This is a genomic window from Bradyrhizobium sp. AUGA SZCCT0105 (genome assembly GCF_018129565.1).
GTDB lineage: Bacteria > Pseudomonadota > Alphaproteobacteria > Rhizobiales > Xanthobacteraceae > Bradyrhizobium.
Genome location: NZ_JAFCMK010000002.1, coordinates 1,145,476 through 1,160,294 on the forward strand (window position 1 = coordinate 1,145,476; position 14,819 = coordinate 1,160,294).

Consider the following 14,819-nt stretch of genomic DNA (forward strand, 5'->3'; position numbering starts at 1 on the left):
CTGCTATGTGTATCCCGGCGCCAGTGCGAAGGTGCCGTCCTTGGCGGTGGAGGCTTCCGACATCACGATCTCTTCGGTCAAATAGCCGTTGTGCTGGGTCGGCGAGAAGCGGTAATTGCCGAAATAGCCGGGATAGGTCGACAGCGAGTTCCAGTAGTTGACGATGCCGGCGCTGTCGGTCGAGCCGCTTTCCGCGACCGCCTTGGCGATCAGCTCGATGCAATCGATGCCGCCGGCGATCCACCATAGCAGCGTGTCGTTCAGCGCGATGTTGGCCTTGGTCAGCCGTGCGACCAGATCCGCGCTTTTCGGCGGCAGCTTGCCGGCGCTGTCATAGCTGCAGCTCTTGTAGCCGATCGCATAGACCTTCTTCCAGTTCTCCGGTTTTGCAACGAGGCTCGCAAGCTCGCCCGATGCGAGCGAGGGGTGTCCGACGAAGGGAACATCCCAGCTCATCGCGGCGCGGGTGTTGAACATGCGCGCCTCCATGCCGGTCGACACGCTCCACACCACGATCGCCTCGGCACCGGCGTTCTTGGCGCGCAGCATGTCCGGCGTCATGTCGGGCTGCGTGGCGTCGATATTGGCCTGATAGACCACTTCGGCGCCGTCCTTCTTGAACGCCGCGACGGAGGCGCCGACCGCGGTGACGCCATAGCCGGTGGTGTCGCCGATCACGGCAACCTTCTTCACCTTGAGGATCTTCAGGCAATAGTTGCGCACGGCGTCATCCCATTGATTGTTCGACGGCGCGATGCGGAACGCATTGGGGAACTTGACCGGATCGATCAGGGTCTCGACGACGCAAGGATGCAGGTCGGGCATCTTGGCGCGCGCCATGATCGGCGTCGTCGCCAGCGCCTCGCCTGAATTCAACGGCCCCCAGATCGCGTGCACCTTGGCCTGGCTGATCAGCTCCTGCGTGGCGTTCACCGCCTTGGTCGGGTCGCCCTGGGTGTCGCGCATCACGAGCTCGATCTTGCGGCCCTTCACCCCGCCCGCGCCGTTGATGGCATCGACCGCGAAGTTGACGCCGCGGTTGAACCCGACGGTCGGCGCCGAGCTCGGGCCGGTAATCGCCGCGAGACAGCCGATCTTGATCAGTTCCGATTGCGCGATGGCAGGAGCCGGGAAGGAAAATGATGCGGCGCCGAGTGCACTGGCACTGCCCAATAAAACGTCACGGCGTGAAATGGCCATGTGATGCACTCCCTGTTTCCCTCTCGGCGCCCGTCGTTTGCTGCGGGACGTCCGTTGATTGATTGTCCGCGCGCTCTGCGGCCGCGGTTTGACGGGCTCAAGTTTGAGCTGGATGTGAAGGTCTTGTCCAGCCCCTCCGCGACATTGAGATCAGCGGAACGTTCATGGCTTCGGTCGCCGCGTCCAGTGCTCGGCATTGACGGCGCCGACCGGGATCTCGCCGGCGATGATCTTCGCGACCTGGCGCACGGTCTCCGACGATTGATGCTCGATGGCTTGCGGCGTCAGGCCGCCGACATGCGGGGTTGCAATGACATTGTGCAGCTTCGCGAGCTCCGGCGCCGGCATCTGGTCGGGCGCGCGGCCGACATCCATCGCGGCGCCGGCGATGCCGCCATCGCGCAGCGCGGCCGCCAGCGCCGCCTCATCGACGAGGTTACCGCGCGACAGGTTGATGAAGAACGCGTGCCTCTGCATCCGCGCCAGTGCGGCCTGCCCGATCAGGTTCTCGGTTTCCGCATTGGCGATCGCGAGACAGACGACGTAGTCAGCGCGCGCCAGGAGATCGTCGAGCGGCACATGCCGGATCGCGGCATCGTCTGATTTCACGAAGGGATCAGCGACCAGCACGTTCATGCCGAGCACTTTGGCGATTCCGGCAAGATAGCGCCCGATGCTGCCATAGCCGATGATGCCGATCGTGCTGCCCGCGAGCTGGCGGCCCATCACGACCTCGGGCGCCCTGCCCGCGTGATAGTCAGCGGTGGCACGCGAGACGCCGCGCGACAGATCGACCATGAAGCCGAGCGCGAGTTCGGCGACCGACTGGACGAAGCCCGCGCTCGCCTGCGTCACCAGCACGCCGGCTGCGGATGCAGCCGCCACATCGATATTGCGGATATCGACCGCACAGCGCACAAAGGCGCGCAGCTTTGGCAGCAGCGGAAAGATCTCCCCTCGCCCCGGCGTCATGCGATCGGCGACGATGATGTCGACATCGGCTGCGGCCTCGACCAGGGCAACCGCGTCGAGCGCCTCGTCACCCTCGTGCAGCGAGACGTCGGCGACCGCGCGCAGCCCGTTCAGGCTGCGCTCGCCGTAATAGTCGCGGCGCATCTGCGGCGTGTGGGTGAGGAGGACTTTCACGTTTCTATCCCCCTAATAACCGAGCGCATGCGGCAAGGCCGTGCTGATGGCGGGCACGAAGGCGATCACCAGCAGGCACAAGAGCAGCAGGCCGAGATAGCCTGAGATCGGCTTGATGGTCTGCTCGATCGGCACATTGCCGATCAGGCAAGCGCCGTAGAGGCCAAGACCAAGTGGTGGCGCAAAGAGCCCGAGCCCCATCGCGATCACAAGCACGACGCCGAAATGCAGCGGATCGATGCCGAGCTTGACGGCGACCGGCAGCAGCAGCGGCCCGAAGATGATCAGCGCCGCGGCGCCCTCCAGCACCGAGCCCATCACCACCAGCACCAGGATCGACAGCAGCATGAACAGCCAGACGCCGTGGCTGCCCGAGATCGCCAGCATGAGGTCGCCGACCGCGTGCGGCACCTGTTGCAGCGTGAGGATGAAGGCGAGCGACTGCGCCGCCGCAACGATGAACAGCACGAGGCCCGAGCGCGTCGCCGATTGCACGAAGCAGTGCGCGAGGCTCTTGGCGCCGAGTTCGCGGAACAACAGGCTGCCGACGGCGATGGCGTAGACCGCGGCAAACGCGGAGATTTCGGTTGCGGTGGCAAAGCCGCTCTTGAAGCCGAAGAAGATCATGAAGATCAGCCCGAACGAGGCGATCGCGCCGGTCCACAGGCCAGATACTGCGGCGCGCGGCTCGGCCTCCATATTCGCGGCAGGACGCTTGCCGAAGATGATCGACACCGCGATCAGCGCCAGCGCCATCAGCGCAGCGGGCAGCATGCCGGCGACGAACAGTCCGCCGATCGACAGATTGGCGACGAAGCCGAGAATGATGAGGTTGATGCAGGGCGGAATGGTCTCCGCCATCACGGCGGAGGCCGCGAGCAGCGCGACGGCACCACCCGGATTCTGCCGCGAGCGGCGCGCCGCCGGGATCAAGACCGAGCCGACCGCGGCAACGTCGGCCATCTTGGAGCCGGAGATGCCGGAGAACAGCACCATCGACATCACCATCACGACGTTGAGCCCGCCGCGCATGCGTCCGACCGCACGCTGCAACAGCTCGATCAGCCGGACCGACATGCCGTTGGCTTCCATCAGATAGCCGACCAGGATGAAGAACGGGATCGCCAGCAGCACGAAATTGTCGATGCCGCGCGCCATCTGCTGGGCGAAGATCACACCGGGCAGCGTGCCTTCCACCCAGATGAAGATCAGCGCCGCCAGCGCCAGCGCAAAGCCGATCGGCAATCCGCCGAACAGCGTGAGGAAGAAGCCGATCAGCATCAACGCCTGCGACGACGGCACCGACGACGGCGCAAGCGCGTCCCAGGCCAGATAGAGGCCGGCGATGATTGCGGTCGCGACGATGCCGGCCACCATGTCGCGCAGCGGCCGGCCACAGAACGTCTCGAGCGCGAAGATCGTCATGAACGCCGCGCCGACGCCCATCGGATAGAACGTCCATTCCAGCGGCAGGCCGGAGCCGGAGGTCTGGCCGGTGGTCAGCCAGCCCATCTTGACGGCGTTGAACGCGACATAGCCTGCGATGATGGTGACGAGCAGCGCACCGACCGCGTCGACGACGCGGCGCACGCCCGGCGGCAGCATGTCGACAAAGAAGGCGACACCGAGATTCTCGCTGCGCGCGAGCGCGCTCGCCGCGCCGAAGAAGCTCGAGCCGACCATCAGGCCGCGGGCGACGTCGTCGGACCATTCGACCGGCGCATTGAACAGGAAGCGGGCCAGCACCGAGACGCACACCACCACGAGATCGGCGGCGAGCAGGACCGCAGCGATCGCGTCACTGACGGCGAGCAGCGGCGCCGTGATCCGATCGGCGCTGCCTCTCGTCGCAACTGCAGCGACTGACATGCGCCGACCTCAGGCTTGGGTGGCGCGGATCAGATCGACGACGGCCTTCGCCTCGGGCCGCGCCTTGATGAAATTGTCGGTCTGCGGCAGCACGCGCTTGCGGAACGCCTCCTTGTCGCATTCGACGACCGTGACGCCCTTCTCGACCAGGGTCGCCAGTGCCTCCTTCTCCACCGCGAGCCCATGTGCGCGGGTTTCGGTCGCGGCCTGCTTCGCCGCGTCAAGGAAGCCCTCGCGCAGCTTGGGGGCCATGCGATTGAAGGTGGTGTCGCTGAAATAAACCGCGAGCGGCGAGAAGATATGCTGGGTCAGCGCGTAGTGCTTCGCCGTCTCGTAGAACTTGCTCGCCAGGATGGTCGGCGGATCGTGCTCGAGGCCGTCGAGTACGCCGGCCTGCAGCGCCGTATAGATCTCGCCGAACGCCAGCGGCGTCGCCGCGGCCCCCATCAGGCGCAGGCATTCGGTGATGATCGGGTTGGGCAGCGTGCGGATCTTCAGGCCGGCGAGGTCTTCCGGCCTCTTCACCGGCTTCTTTGTCAGCACGCTGCGGGCGCCGAAATTGTAGGCCCAGGCGATGATGTGGATGCTGCCGCCCTTGAGCAGCGCATCCTCGATCGGCTTCGCCGCGCCGGCATCGAACGCCTTGGTCTGCTGCTGGTAGCTGGTGAAGAGGTAGCCGAGATCGAACGTGCCGACCAACGGCACGAGGTTCGCCGAGATCGACGAGCCCGAGACCATCAGGTCGATCACCCCGAGCTTCACCGAGTTGATGACGTCGATCTCCTGGCCGAGCTGGTTGTCGGGGAAGAAGGTGACCTCGATCTGCTCGCCGAGCCCGTTCGCCTTCAGGCTCTTGACGAGGTTGTCGTAGTAGACGCGGCCGTTGGCATATTTGGGATCGTTCGGAAGCGACGACGAGCACCGCATCTTCATGGTCGCGGCCTGCGCGCGGCCGATGATCGCCGGCGCGGCGGCGAGCCACGCCGCGGCAGCAGCCGACGACCGCAACACGATGCGGCGGTTCACATGCTTCGAGATCATGATGATGCTCCTCCCCAGGAACGGATCTTGTTGTCTAAGCCACCCGCCTTGTTGGTGCGAGCTTGGCAGCGCTTTTGTCATAATGTATGACAAAACATATTCGGTTGTGCAAGAGTGCCGCGGCGGCGGCGCAGACAACCAACCGCAGCGAGGCTTCCGATGTTCCAGACCTCCAACGCGTTGCGCCGGAGCGTGCACAGCCAGGTCGCCGACCGCGTCGGCAGCAGCATCGTGCGCGGTGAGATCCGCGTCGGCGAGACGTTGCCGCCGGAAATGCGGATCTGCGAGATGATGGATGTCAGCCGCACGGTGGTGCGCGAGGCGATGCGGACGCTGACCGGCAAGGGGTTGATCGAGTCGCGGCCGAAGAGCGGCACGCGGGTGCGGCCACCCGAGCAGTGGAATCAGCTCGATCCCGACGTGCTGCGCTGGCACCTCGAGACCGCGGAGATCGATCGCTATCTGGCCAAGCTGTTCCAGCTGCGCTCCGCGGTCGAGCCCGCCGCCGCAGCGCTGGCAGCGACCCATGCCGGGGAAGACGACATCGCCCGCATCCGCGCCGGATGCGACGGCATGGACGCGGCCAAGACCAACGACGAGTTCGTCGCCGCCGACATCATCTTCCATCAGGCAATCTATTTCGCGACCCGCAACGAGTTTTTCTGGCCGATCGCGCAGATGTTCGAGATCACCCTGCGCCAGAGCTTTACGATCGCAGCCCCCGGCTCGCACCGCCCCCGCGCGCTGATCGAGCACCGCGCGATGCTGGACGCGATTGCCGCCGGAGATGCCGAGGCTGCACGCGAGGCCACGGTGGTGCTGCTGACGCATTCCGCCGACGATCTGGTGCGAATTCGGGGGCGGGAGTTCGAGACGCCGGCGAACAAAGGCGCGCGCAAGCGGTGATGAGCGCACAACTCTCTCCCCATCGTCGTCCTGGCGAAAGCCAGGACCCATACGCCGCGGCGGATGTTGTAGGCGGGACTCGTCGTTCCAGCGGTGCATAACAATCGGCATTCGGGGTAATGGGTCCTGGCTTTCGCCAGGACGACATCGAGTAGGTGGCGCGATCTCGGGCAAGTTCGGTGTCATCACCCGCGCATGCATGCGCGGGTGATCCAGTATTCCAGAGACGCCTGTGCTTGAGCCGAGGGGTCGCGGCGTACTGGATCGCCCGGTCGAGCCGGGCGATGACAGTTGTGGTGGGGACGCAGCTTCGCATTGAGTTGCCCGTCGGTCTGCTTTGCCGCACCTGACGGACTCTTTGCACACGCCGCTGCGCAGCTCCCGCTATTTCGACCGCGCCACCGTGGTGCCGTCCCAATCCTCATCGGTGGGATTGGCGAGCTGATGCCTGCATCGCGCGATCATCTGCGTCGAAGCCACGTCCGTGCCGCGGAGTTGCAAGGACCTCTCGAACGCTGCGATCGCTGCGGTGAAGTCGCCGGCGCGCCAGGCCGCAAGCCCGGTCTCATAGGACGCGATCCAGTCGCGCACGATCGCGCCCTCGTCGGCCATTGCGATCAATTCGTAAATCTCGAGCCCGCCGGCGCGGCCATAAACGGCGAGCCGGTCGAGCTCGCGGACGACAATGCGGTCGCCGGCCAGACGCCGCGTCTCCGGACCGATGATGATGGTCGATCCATAGACCTTGTTGGTGCCCTCGAGACGGCTCGCGATGTTCACGGCATCGCCGATCACGGTGTAGTTGAGCCGCACTTCCGAGCCGATATTGCCGACCAACATGTCGCCGGAATTGATGCCGATCCGGATCCTGACCGGCTCCCCCTTGTCATCGGCGAGGCCGGCCTGCGCGACCGCGCGCTGGCAGGCGAGCGCCGCCCGGCAGCAATCCGCGGCATGATCCGGATTGGCCGCCGGCGCGCCCCAGAACGCCATCACGGCGTCGCCGATGAACTTGTCGATGGTGCCGTTCTCCTGCTGGATCGCCGCGGAGACGATGTCGAAGTAGTGCGACAGCAACGGGATGATGCGGTCGCCGAGCCGTTCCGACATGCCGGTGAAGCCGGCGAGATCGACGAACATCACGCTCATCGGCCGCACGGCGCCGCCGAGCCGCGCACCGTTGCCGTCGCTGACCAGCCGCCGCACCAGATCGGCCGGAATGTATTTGCGGAACGCGGCGAGCCCCTGCGCCATGTCGCCGATCGCGCCCGAGAGGTTCTCGATCTCGGCAAGGCGCGACGGATGCCGCTCGACCTTGTCGAGATCGAAACGCTCGACATGCCGGATCTCGCCGACCACCTTGATCAGGGGCGCCGCGATCAGGCGCTGCGCCAGCCAGGCCGACAACAACCCGGCGGCCGCGATCAGCGCCGCGAGCCCGATCAGCAGGTTGCGGATCGTCATCCGCACCGGGCCGAGGAATTCGGATTCCGGCACCACCGTCACCAGCGACCAGCCCGGGAACGAGATCGGCGTCAGCACCGCCTGATAGGCCTGCCCGTCCAGCGTCACCTGGGACCGGTACGCCTCGCCCTCGCCGGGATCGTAGGCCTTGCCGGCCTGCCTGACCGCGGCGACCGCAACCGGCAGCAGCGGGTGGTCGGTCTTCAGCGCATTCAGCTCGTCGGCGTCAGCATCGGGCGACGCGATCACGCCGCCGTCGCGATCGAGCAGGAAGGCGCCCGCGGACTTGCCGACCGTGAGCTGCGAGAGGAAGTTCGACACCCGGGTCAGCTCGATGATGATGGCGAGCACGCCGGTGCGCTCGCCGTCGACGTCGATCGGCACCGCCAGCATCGCGGCCAGCCGCTCGCCGCGGGGCAGCGTCGTCAGCGTCGACCATTGCTGGTCGCGGGCCGCGATCGCATCGCGAAACCAGGGCTGCTCCGTGACCAGATATTTGCCGTCCTCGACAGTGCTGCCCTTCGGCTTGATGTCGATGCCGGCATAGTCGTATTGATCGGCCCGCAGCTTGCGGTCGGGCGAGATGGTCAGCATCTCGAGACCGGCGTCGCCGAGCTTGTGGGCGCCAAAGAACGAGCCGTCCGGCCAGCCGAAGACAACCCACGAAATGGTCGGTTGCGACTGCAGCTGCGACAGGAACACGAACTGCCGCTTGCGCGCGTCGCGGGCGTCGAGCACCTTCTCGGTCAACAGCGTCCGCACCGCAGTCATCGACGAGCGCGCTTCGGTCGTGATCGACTGCAGCTCGTCGCCGACCGCGGAGACGATCTGGTCGTTGATGGTGTCGGCGAGCGTCTGGCTCACCCGTTGTGCGGTGCGCCACCACAACAGATGCACGCCGACGGCGCTGACCACGATCGAGGTCAGGACGAGGGCGGAGATGGCGCTGCGGATGCCGATGCGCATCGATGAGGTCCGGATCAGCGGTTGCTTTACCGCATTACGGAACATATCCGGGATTGTTTCACCAGCCCGGGACGCAACGCAGCCCCCGGACACGGGCCTGTGACCATAGTTGAATGCATCTGCGACGAAACTTCTGGATTGTTGGCAGCGTACACGCCAAGACAGGACAGCTATCCTCGAAGGTTCCTTGATGCACGACGTCACGATCCCGGCCGCCTTGATCGCCGGTCTAGTCAGCTTCCTGTCGCCCTGCGTGCTGCCGCTGGTGCCGCCCTATCTGATCTACCTGACCGGTGCGACCATCGAGCAGGTCAACCAGGACGGCGACACCGCGGCCTCCAAGCGCGCGGTGATGATCTCGGCGGTTATGTTCGTGCTCGGCTTCTCGACCGTGTTCGTGGCGCTCGGCGCCAGCGCGTCGATCGTCGGCGGGCTGGTGCGCGCCTGGTCGGCCGAGCTCTCGATCCTGGCCGGCATCGTCATCATCATCATGGGCCTGCACTTCCTCGGCATCACCCGGATCGGCCTGTTGATGCGCGAGGGGCGGCTGACCGCACCCAAGCCGGTCGGGCTGTGGGGCGCCTATGTCATGGGGCTTGCGTTCGCCTTCGGCTGGACGCCCTGCATCGGGCCGATCCTCGCCGCGATCCTCTCGATTGCGGCCGCGGAGGCCACGGTGACCAAGGGCGCCAGCCTGCTCGCGGTGTATTCCGCCGGGCTCGGCATCCCCTTCCTGGTCGCCGCCTTTCTGGTCGAGCAGTTCTCCTCACTGTTCGCGCGGATGAAGCGCCACCTCGACACCGTCGAACGCGTGATGGGCGTGCTGATGGTGATCACCGGCATCGGCTTCCTGACCGGCGCGGTGTCCGGCGTCAGCGTCTGGCTGCTGGAAACCTTCCCGGCGCTGCAAAATATCGGCTAGGGCCCGTAACAAGCCCGCCATGTCAGGCGAAACTCCCACCATGACGCGGCCGTAGCTTTTGGCTCGTGCCGGTTGACGTGCGTTCGCACCGAACGCCGGCGCAGGCTGCGTGGCGGAATATTGGGAGGGTTTCGCATGAACTTCATCGTCAACCTGCTGATTCTGCTCCCGGCGCGGATCGCCTCGCATTTCTCCTGGGCCGGGCCGCTGATCATGCGGATCATCGTCGGCTACACCTTCATGCTGGCCGGCTGGGGCAAGCTCACCAACCTCGCCCAGGTCACCGAGAACTTCGTGGGCTGGGGCATTCCCTTCCCGACCATCCTCACCCCGTTCGTGTCCGGCGTCGAATGCTTCGGCGGCGCGATGCTGATCCTCGGCCTGTTCACCCGCATCCCCGCCGCGATGCTCGCGGTGGTGATGATCGTCGCGATCAGGTCGGCGAAGTGGGGCGACGTCGACTCGCTGGAGACGCTGCTAGGGTTCGAGGAAGCGACCTACTTCGCCGCCTTCATGTGGCTTGCGATTGCGGGTCCCGGCGCCGCGTCGCTGGACCGCCTGCTGGTCAACGCGGCCGAGGGCCAGAAGGCGCCGACCTGAGCGTAACCCGGGAGGCTGGCTCACAATCCCGTGACATGGCGAGCCTCGATGTCCGCAGCCCCGTAGCTCAAACGACCCTCGCCCTCGGGAGCGCGCCATGAGACTTGTCCGCAGCATCGCAGTTCTCATGGCGTTGAGCGCGCAGCCCTCACTTGCGGCGGACGCCCCGGCATGGACCGGCTGGAGCCACGACCTGTTCGCGCGCGCCACGACCGAGCAGCGCTTCGTCATCCTCGACCTCGAGGCGGTGTGGTGCCACTGGTGCCACGTGATGGAGAAGACGACCTACGCCGACCCCAAGGTGCAGGAGCTGCTTGCGGCGAAATATCTCCCGGTCCACGTCGACCAGGACGCCAATCCGGATCTCTCGAGTCGCTACGGCGACTGGGGCTGGCCTGCGACCATCGTGTTCGCACCTGACGGCAGCGAGATCGCCAAGATCAGGGGCTACATCGAGCCGGAGCGGATGCAGGCGCTGCTCAAGGCCATCATCGACGATCCCTCGCCGGGCCCGTCGGTCGGTGAGGCGTTCGAGGTCAAGCCCGCCACATCGGCCTTTCTCGGCAAGGCGCAGCGCACCGAGCTGACCAGGACCTTCGATGAATCCTACGACGACAAGCTCGGCGGCTGGGGCGAGAACCAGAAATATATCGATGCCGACAGCCTCGACCTTGCGATCAGCCGCGCCGAAGCCGGCGACGCGACGGCAACAAAGCGCGCAAGGCAGACGCTCGATGCCGCGGTCGCTCTGATCGATCCGGTGTGGGGCGGCGTGTTCCAGTATTCCGAGGCCGGCTCCTGGAGCCATCCGCATTTCGAGAAGATCATATCGTTCCAGTCGCAATATCTGCGGCAATACAGCCAGGCCTATGCGCGGTGGAAGGAGGCGAAATATCTCGCAGCCGCGCGCGATGTCGAGCGTTACCTGACGGATTTCCTGCTGGGCCCGGACGGCGCCTTCTATGTCAGCCAGGACGCCGACCTCGATCACGACGTCGACGGCCACGCCTATTATGCGCTCGATGATGCCGCGCGCCGCAAGCTGGGCCTGCCTCGCATCGACAAGAGTCTCTATGCGCGCGAGAACGGCTGGGCGATCTCAGGCCTCGTGGCCTATTACGACGCGAGCGCCGATCCCAAGGCGCTTGCGATCGCCGAGCGCGCCGCGAAATGGGTGCTCGCCAATCGCGCGCTGCCGGACGGCGGTTTCCGCCATGGCGACAAGGATCGCGGCGGCCCGTTCCTTGGCGACACCGTCGCGATGGGACAGGCTCTGCTCGATCTCTACGCCGCGACCGGCAATCGCGACTGGCTGACGTCAGCGGTACGAGCCGGCGACTTCGCCGCGACGTTCCGCGATGAGGCCGGCGGCTTCCTCACCTCGAAAACGCCGGAAGGCCAAGCCGGCGTGTTCGCGAGGCCCGCCAAGCTGATCGACGACCAGATCCAGGTCGCGCGCTTCATGAACATGCTCAATCGCTATACCGGCAGCGACGGCACCCGCGAACTGGCGGCGCATGCGATGCGCTATCTCGCTGCTGCTTCGAGCGAGATGCCGCGGCCGATGCCCGGCGTGCTGCTCGCCGATGAGGAGCTGGCCACCGAGCCAACGCATGTCACCATCGTCGGACACAAGGACGACGGCCGCGCGCAACGCCTGCATACGATCGCCCGCGCCCTGCCCGCCCGCTACAAGCGGCTCGAATGGCTCGATCCGCGCGAGGGCAAACTGCCCAATCCGGACGTCGACTATCCGGACCTCGGCGAGCCCGCGGCCTTTGCGTGCAGCAACCGCATCTGCTCGTTCCCGGCGTTCAGCGCCGAGGAATTGCAGGCCAATGTGGCGCAGATGGCGAAGCTGAAGCCGGCGCGCGCCGCGCAAAACTGATTAAAATGCAGACAGTGCGATGCAGCAAACCGATCGGCCTGGCGCAATGAAATACTCTTTGGCCGACGGTGTTTGACATGGAGCGGGCGTCAGACCCGGACCAAACAAAATTTTCTTTTGAAACGCTGTAACCAAATCGCCTGATACCCCGTAGCTGATCTTGGACGAGCACTCAAATCGCGGGAAGCACCGCGCCGCGGACGCCCCTGCGATCTGATTGTTCTCCGAATATCCACCCGTTGTGCGGTCCGGGATCGAACGATCGAAGGATGCTCACGGCGCCATGTTTTTTTGCTTTCAAACAATCACCGAGGAGATCGTCATGAAGTTGAGTTCGAAGTCCGGCGCAACGCTCGCCGTCGCTGCGGCCACCCTGTTCCTCGCCGGCTCCGTGGTTTCGACCACCTCGACGTCCGCGAATGCCGCCGCGGGCAAGTGCATGGCCGGCAATGCCTGCAAGGGCCAGAGCGCTTGCAAGGGCGGCGCCAATTCCTGCAAGGGCCTGAATGCCTGCAAGGGCACCGGCTTCTCGCTGAGCTCCGAAAAGCAGTGCAACGCGATGGGCGGCAAGTTCGTCAAGGGCTGATCGCATCGCCCCAGGAAGGCCCGGCGACGGCGCCGGGCCTTCTCACGCCACGGCGCGGATAAATGATCCCGGCATTGGTAACCAAAGCAGACCACATCCGTAGCTAACTTTGGGTGCAGCCTTCGGCCAACTCACACGGCTTGCGGGCGGCGCACCTTCAACCATCTTGCACAAGGAGACGCCCATGAAGCTTACAACCAAGTCCGGTGCCACCCTCGCCGCCGCTGCAGCGACGCTTTTCCTGGCCGGAGCCGTGGTGTCGACGCAGTCCTACGCTGCGAGCGAAGGCAAATGCGTTGGCGCCAATGCCTGCAAGGGCCAGAGCGCCTGCAAGGGCGGCAACCACGCCTGCAAGGGTCAGAATGCCTGCAAGGGCCAGGGCTTTGCGGAGATGACGAAGGCCGACTGCACCGCGGCGAAGGGCAAGTTCAAGGCCGGGTGAACGGATCGGACCAAGCGGGGCCCGGTGTAGGCCGGGCCTCGTTTCCATGATAGTTCTTTTAAGTTGGGCGCCACGATCCTGGCGCCGGAAGCGCGGAGCCGCCATGAACGTTGCGAGCCGATCACCGGACAAGTCGGTGCTCGCAGAGCGCCCGCTGCAATCGGCCAAGCCGCCGTTCCTCGGCTTCGGCCTCGGCCTGCGTGCCCAGCACTACGACGAGATATTGAACGGCAATCCGCCGATCGACTGGTTCGAGGTGATCAGCGAGAACTACATGCTGCCGGGCGGCCAGCCGCTGCGCATTCTCGACCGGATCTGCACGCGCTATCCCGTGGTGATGCACGGCGTCTCGCTGTCGATCGCCTCCACCGCGCCGCCGAACTTCGACTATCTGCAAGGCCTGAAGGACCTCGCAACGCGCGTGCAGCCGAAATGGGTGTCAGACCATCTGTGCTGGACCGGCGTGCACGGCAAGAACCTGCACGATCTGCTGCCGATCCCCTATACGCAGGAGGCGCTCGATCACGTCGTGAGCCGGGTGCAGCTGGTGCAGGATTTCCTCGGCCGCGCCATCGTGCTCGAGAATGTCTCGACCTATGTGCAGTTCAACAATTCCGAGATGACGGAGTGGGAATTCCTCTCCGAGCTGTCGCGCCGCTCCGGCTGCTGGCTGCTGTTCGACATCAACAATGTCTATGTCAGCGCCTTCAACCACGGCTACGATCCGATGGCCTTCCTCAACGGCATTCCACCGGATCGCGTAGTGCAATTCCACATGGCGGGCCACAGCCATATGGGCACCCACATCATCGACACACACGACCATCCGGTGTGCGAGGATGTCTGGGATCTCTATGTTGCGGCGCTGAAGCGGTTCGGACGCGTCTCGACCATGATCGAGCGCGACGACAACATCCCGCCGCTCGACGAGCTGCTGCGCGAGGTCGACCGCACCCGCGAGATCGCCGAGCAGGTGCTGCCCGTGGGCGCGCCGGCGGCATGAGCGACTTCGCGCGCCAGCAGAGCGAGTTTCAGCACGCCATCCTCAGCGGCGACGACGGCATCCTGACCGAAATCCTCGACAGCCCCAGGGAGACGCGCGCCACGCTGTTCGGCGTCTACCGCCATGCCTACGGCTCGCGGCTGGTCGAGGCGATGCGTAACGACCACGAGCTGCTGCATCGCTTTCTCGGCGACGAGATGTTCGACGAGATGGGCCATGCCTACGTCAAGGCACGGCCGTCCGAGCACCCGAACCTGCGCTGGTTCTCGCAGGGATTGCCGGATTTCCTGAAGGCCACCGCACCGTACAGCAACCATCCGGTGCTCGCCGACCTCGCCGCGCTGGAGAAGGCGTTGAACGACGCCTTCGACGCCGCTGAAGGCGCCGTGCTGGCGCTGGAGGCGATGGCCGGTTTCGCGCCCGAGCAATGGAACGATCTGGTGTTCCAGCCGCATCCGAGCGCTGCGAGGGTCGACCTGTCGACCAATGCGGCTGCGATCTGGATGGCACTGAAGAGCGACGAGACGCCGCCCGACGCGGAGACGCTCGCCGAACCCGCGCGTCTCCTGATCTGGCGTCAGGACACCACGCCGATGTTCCGCGAGCTGCCGACGGAGGAAGCGATGATGTGGGACGAAGCCTCTGATGGCGTTCCGTTCGGCGTGCTCTGCGAGATGCTCGCGACCTACGACGATCCCGACAATGCGGCAGCGCGCGGCGCCGGCTATCTGCATGGCTGGATCACGGCGGGACTTCTAATGGCGGCTTCCATCCGCAAATAGAGGG

General features: G+C 65.4%; 13 protein-coding genes. 8 read left to right on the forward strand and 5 right to left on the reverse strand.

The window, feature by feature from the left end:
* Positions 1-3: 3 nt before the first annotated feature.
* From JQ573_RS14520 to JQ573_RS14535, 4 genes are all read right to left on the reverse strand, one after another.
* Positions 4-1,200: an ABC transporter substrate-binding protein gene (locus JQ573_RS14520; protein ID WP_212310504.1), complete on the reverse strand. Its 1,197-nt coding sequence runs from the start codon at positions 1,198-1,200 to the stop codon at positions 4-6.
* 162 nt (positions 1,201-1,362) lie between these two features.
* On the reverse strand, positions 1,363-2,346 hold the full coding sequence (locus JQ573_RS14525; RefSeq protein WP_212310505.1) for an NAD(P)-dependent oxidoreductase: 984 nt from the start codon (positions 2,344-2,346) through the stop codon (positions 1,363-1,365).
* 12 nt (positions 2,347-2,358) lie between these two features.
* Positions 2,359-4,215, reverse strand: coding sequence for a TRAP transporter large permease subunit (locus tag JQ573_RS14530; RefSeq protein WP_212310506.1), 1,857 nt, complete (start codon positions 4,213-4,215; stop codon positions 2,359-2,361).
* A 9-nt stretch (positions 4,216-4,224) separates the two neighbouring features.
* The gene (locus tag JQ573_RS14535; RefSeq protein ID WP_212310507.1) at positions 4,225-5,256 is read right to left on the reverse strand and encodes a TRAP transporter substrate-binding protein; all 1,032 of its coding nucleotides are present in this window, start codon (positions 5,254-5,256) and stop codon (positions 4,225-4,227) included.
* 159 nt (positions 5,257-5,415) lie between these two features.
* Here JQ573_RS14535 and JQ573_RS14540 point away from each other — a divergent pair, with 159 nt between their 5' ends.
* Positions 5,416-6,162, forward strand: a complete 747-nt coding sequence (locus JQ573_RS14540) for a FadR/GntR family transcriptional regulator (RefSeq protein ID WP_249131696.1) — start codon at positions 5,416-5,418, stop codon at positions 6,160-6,162.
* 384 nt (positions 6,163-6,546) lie between these two features.
* On the opposite strand, the gene JQ573_RS14545 is transcribed toward JQ573_RS14540, so the two are convergent.
* A complete protein-coding gene (locus JQ573_RS14545; protein ID WP_212310508.1) occupies positions 6,547-8,592 on the reverse strand; it encodes an adenylate/guanylate cyclase domain-containing protein in 2,046 nt (681 codons plus the stop codon).
* Positions 8,593-8,782: 190 nt separating this feature from the next.
* Between JQ573_RS14545 and JQ573_RS14550 the strand changes: the two genes are divergently transcribed.
* The 7 genes from JQ573_RS14550 (at position 8,783) to JQ573_RS14580 (ending at position 14,815) form a co-directional block, all read left to right on the forward strand.
* A complete protein-coding gene (locus JQ573_RS14550; protein WP_212310509.1) occupies positions 8,783-9,514 on the forward strand; it encodes a cytochrome c biogenesis CcdA family protein in 732 nt (243 codons plus the stop codon).
* Between the two features lie 135 nt (positions 9,515-9,649).
* Positions 9,650-10,114, forward strand: a complete 465-nt coding sequence (locus JQ573_RS14555) for a DoxX family protein (protein ID WP_212310510.1) — start codon at positions 9,650-9,652, stop codon at positions 10,112-10,114.
* 97 nt (positions 10,115-10,211) lie between these two features.
* Complete coding sequence (locus JQ573_RS14560; RefSeq protein ID WP_212310511.1) at positions 10,212-12,002, forward strand: thioredoxin domain-containing protein; 1,791 nt, start codon at positions 10,212-10,214, stop codon at positions 12,000-12,002.
* Positions 12,003-12,324: 322 nt separating this feature from the next.
* Positions 12,325-12,588: a hypothetical protein gene (locus JQ573_RS14565; protein ID WP_212310512.1), complete on the forward strand. Its 264-nt coding sequence runs from the start codon at positions 12,325-12,327 to the stop codon at positions 12,586-12,588.
* A 184-nt stretch (positions 12,589-12,772) separates the two neighbouring features.
* Positions 12,773-13,030: a hypothetical protein gene (locus tag JQ573_RS14570; protein WP_021077200.1), complete on the forward strand. Its 258-nt coding sequence runs from the start codon at positions 12,773-12,775 to the stop codon at positions 13,028-13,030.
* Between the two features lie 103 nt (positions 13,031-13,133).
* Positions 13,134-14,033, forward strand: coding sequence for a DUF692 domain-containing protein (locus JQ573_RS14575; RefSeq protein ID WP_212310513.1), 900 nt, complete (start codon positions 13,134-13,136; stop codon positions 14,031-14,033).
* Entirely contained in the window at positions 14,030-14,815 is a 786-nt protein-coding gene (locus tag JQ573_RS14580) for a DNA-binding domain-containing protein (protein WP_212310514.1), read from the forward strand. The genes JQ573_RS14575 and JQ573_RS14580 overlap by 4 nt, the downstream gene beginning before the upstream one ends.
* Positions 14,816-14,819 lie beyond the last annotated feature (4 nt).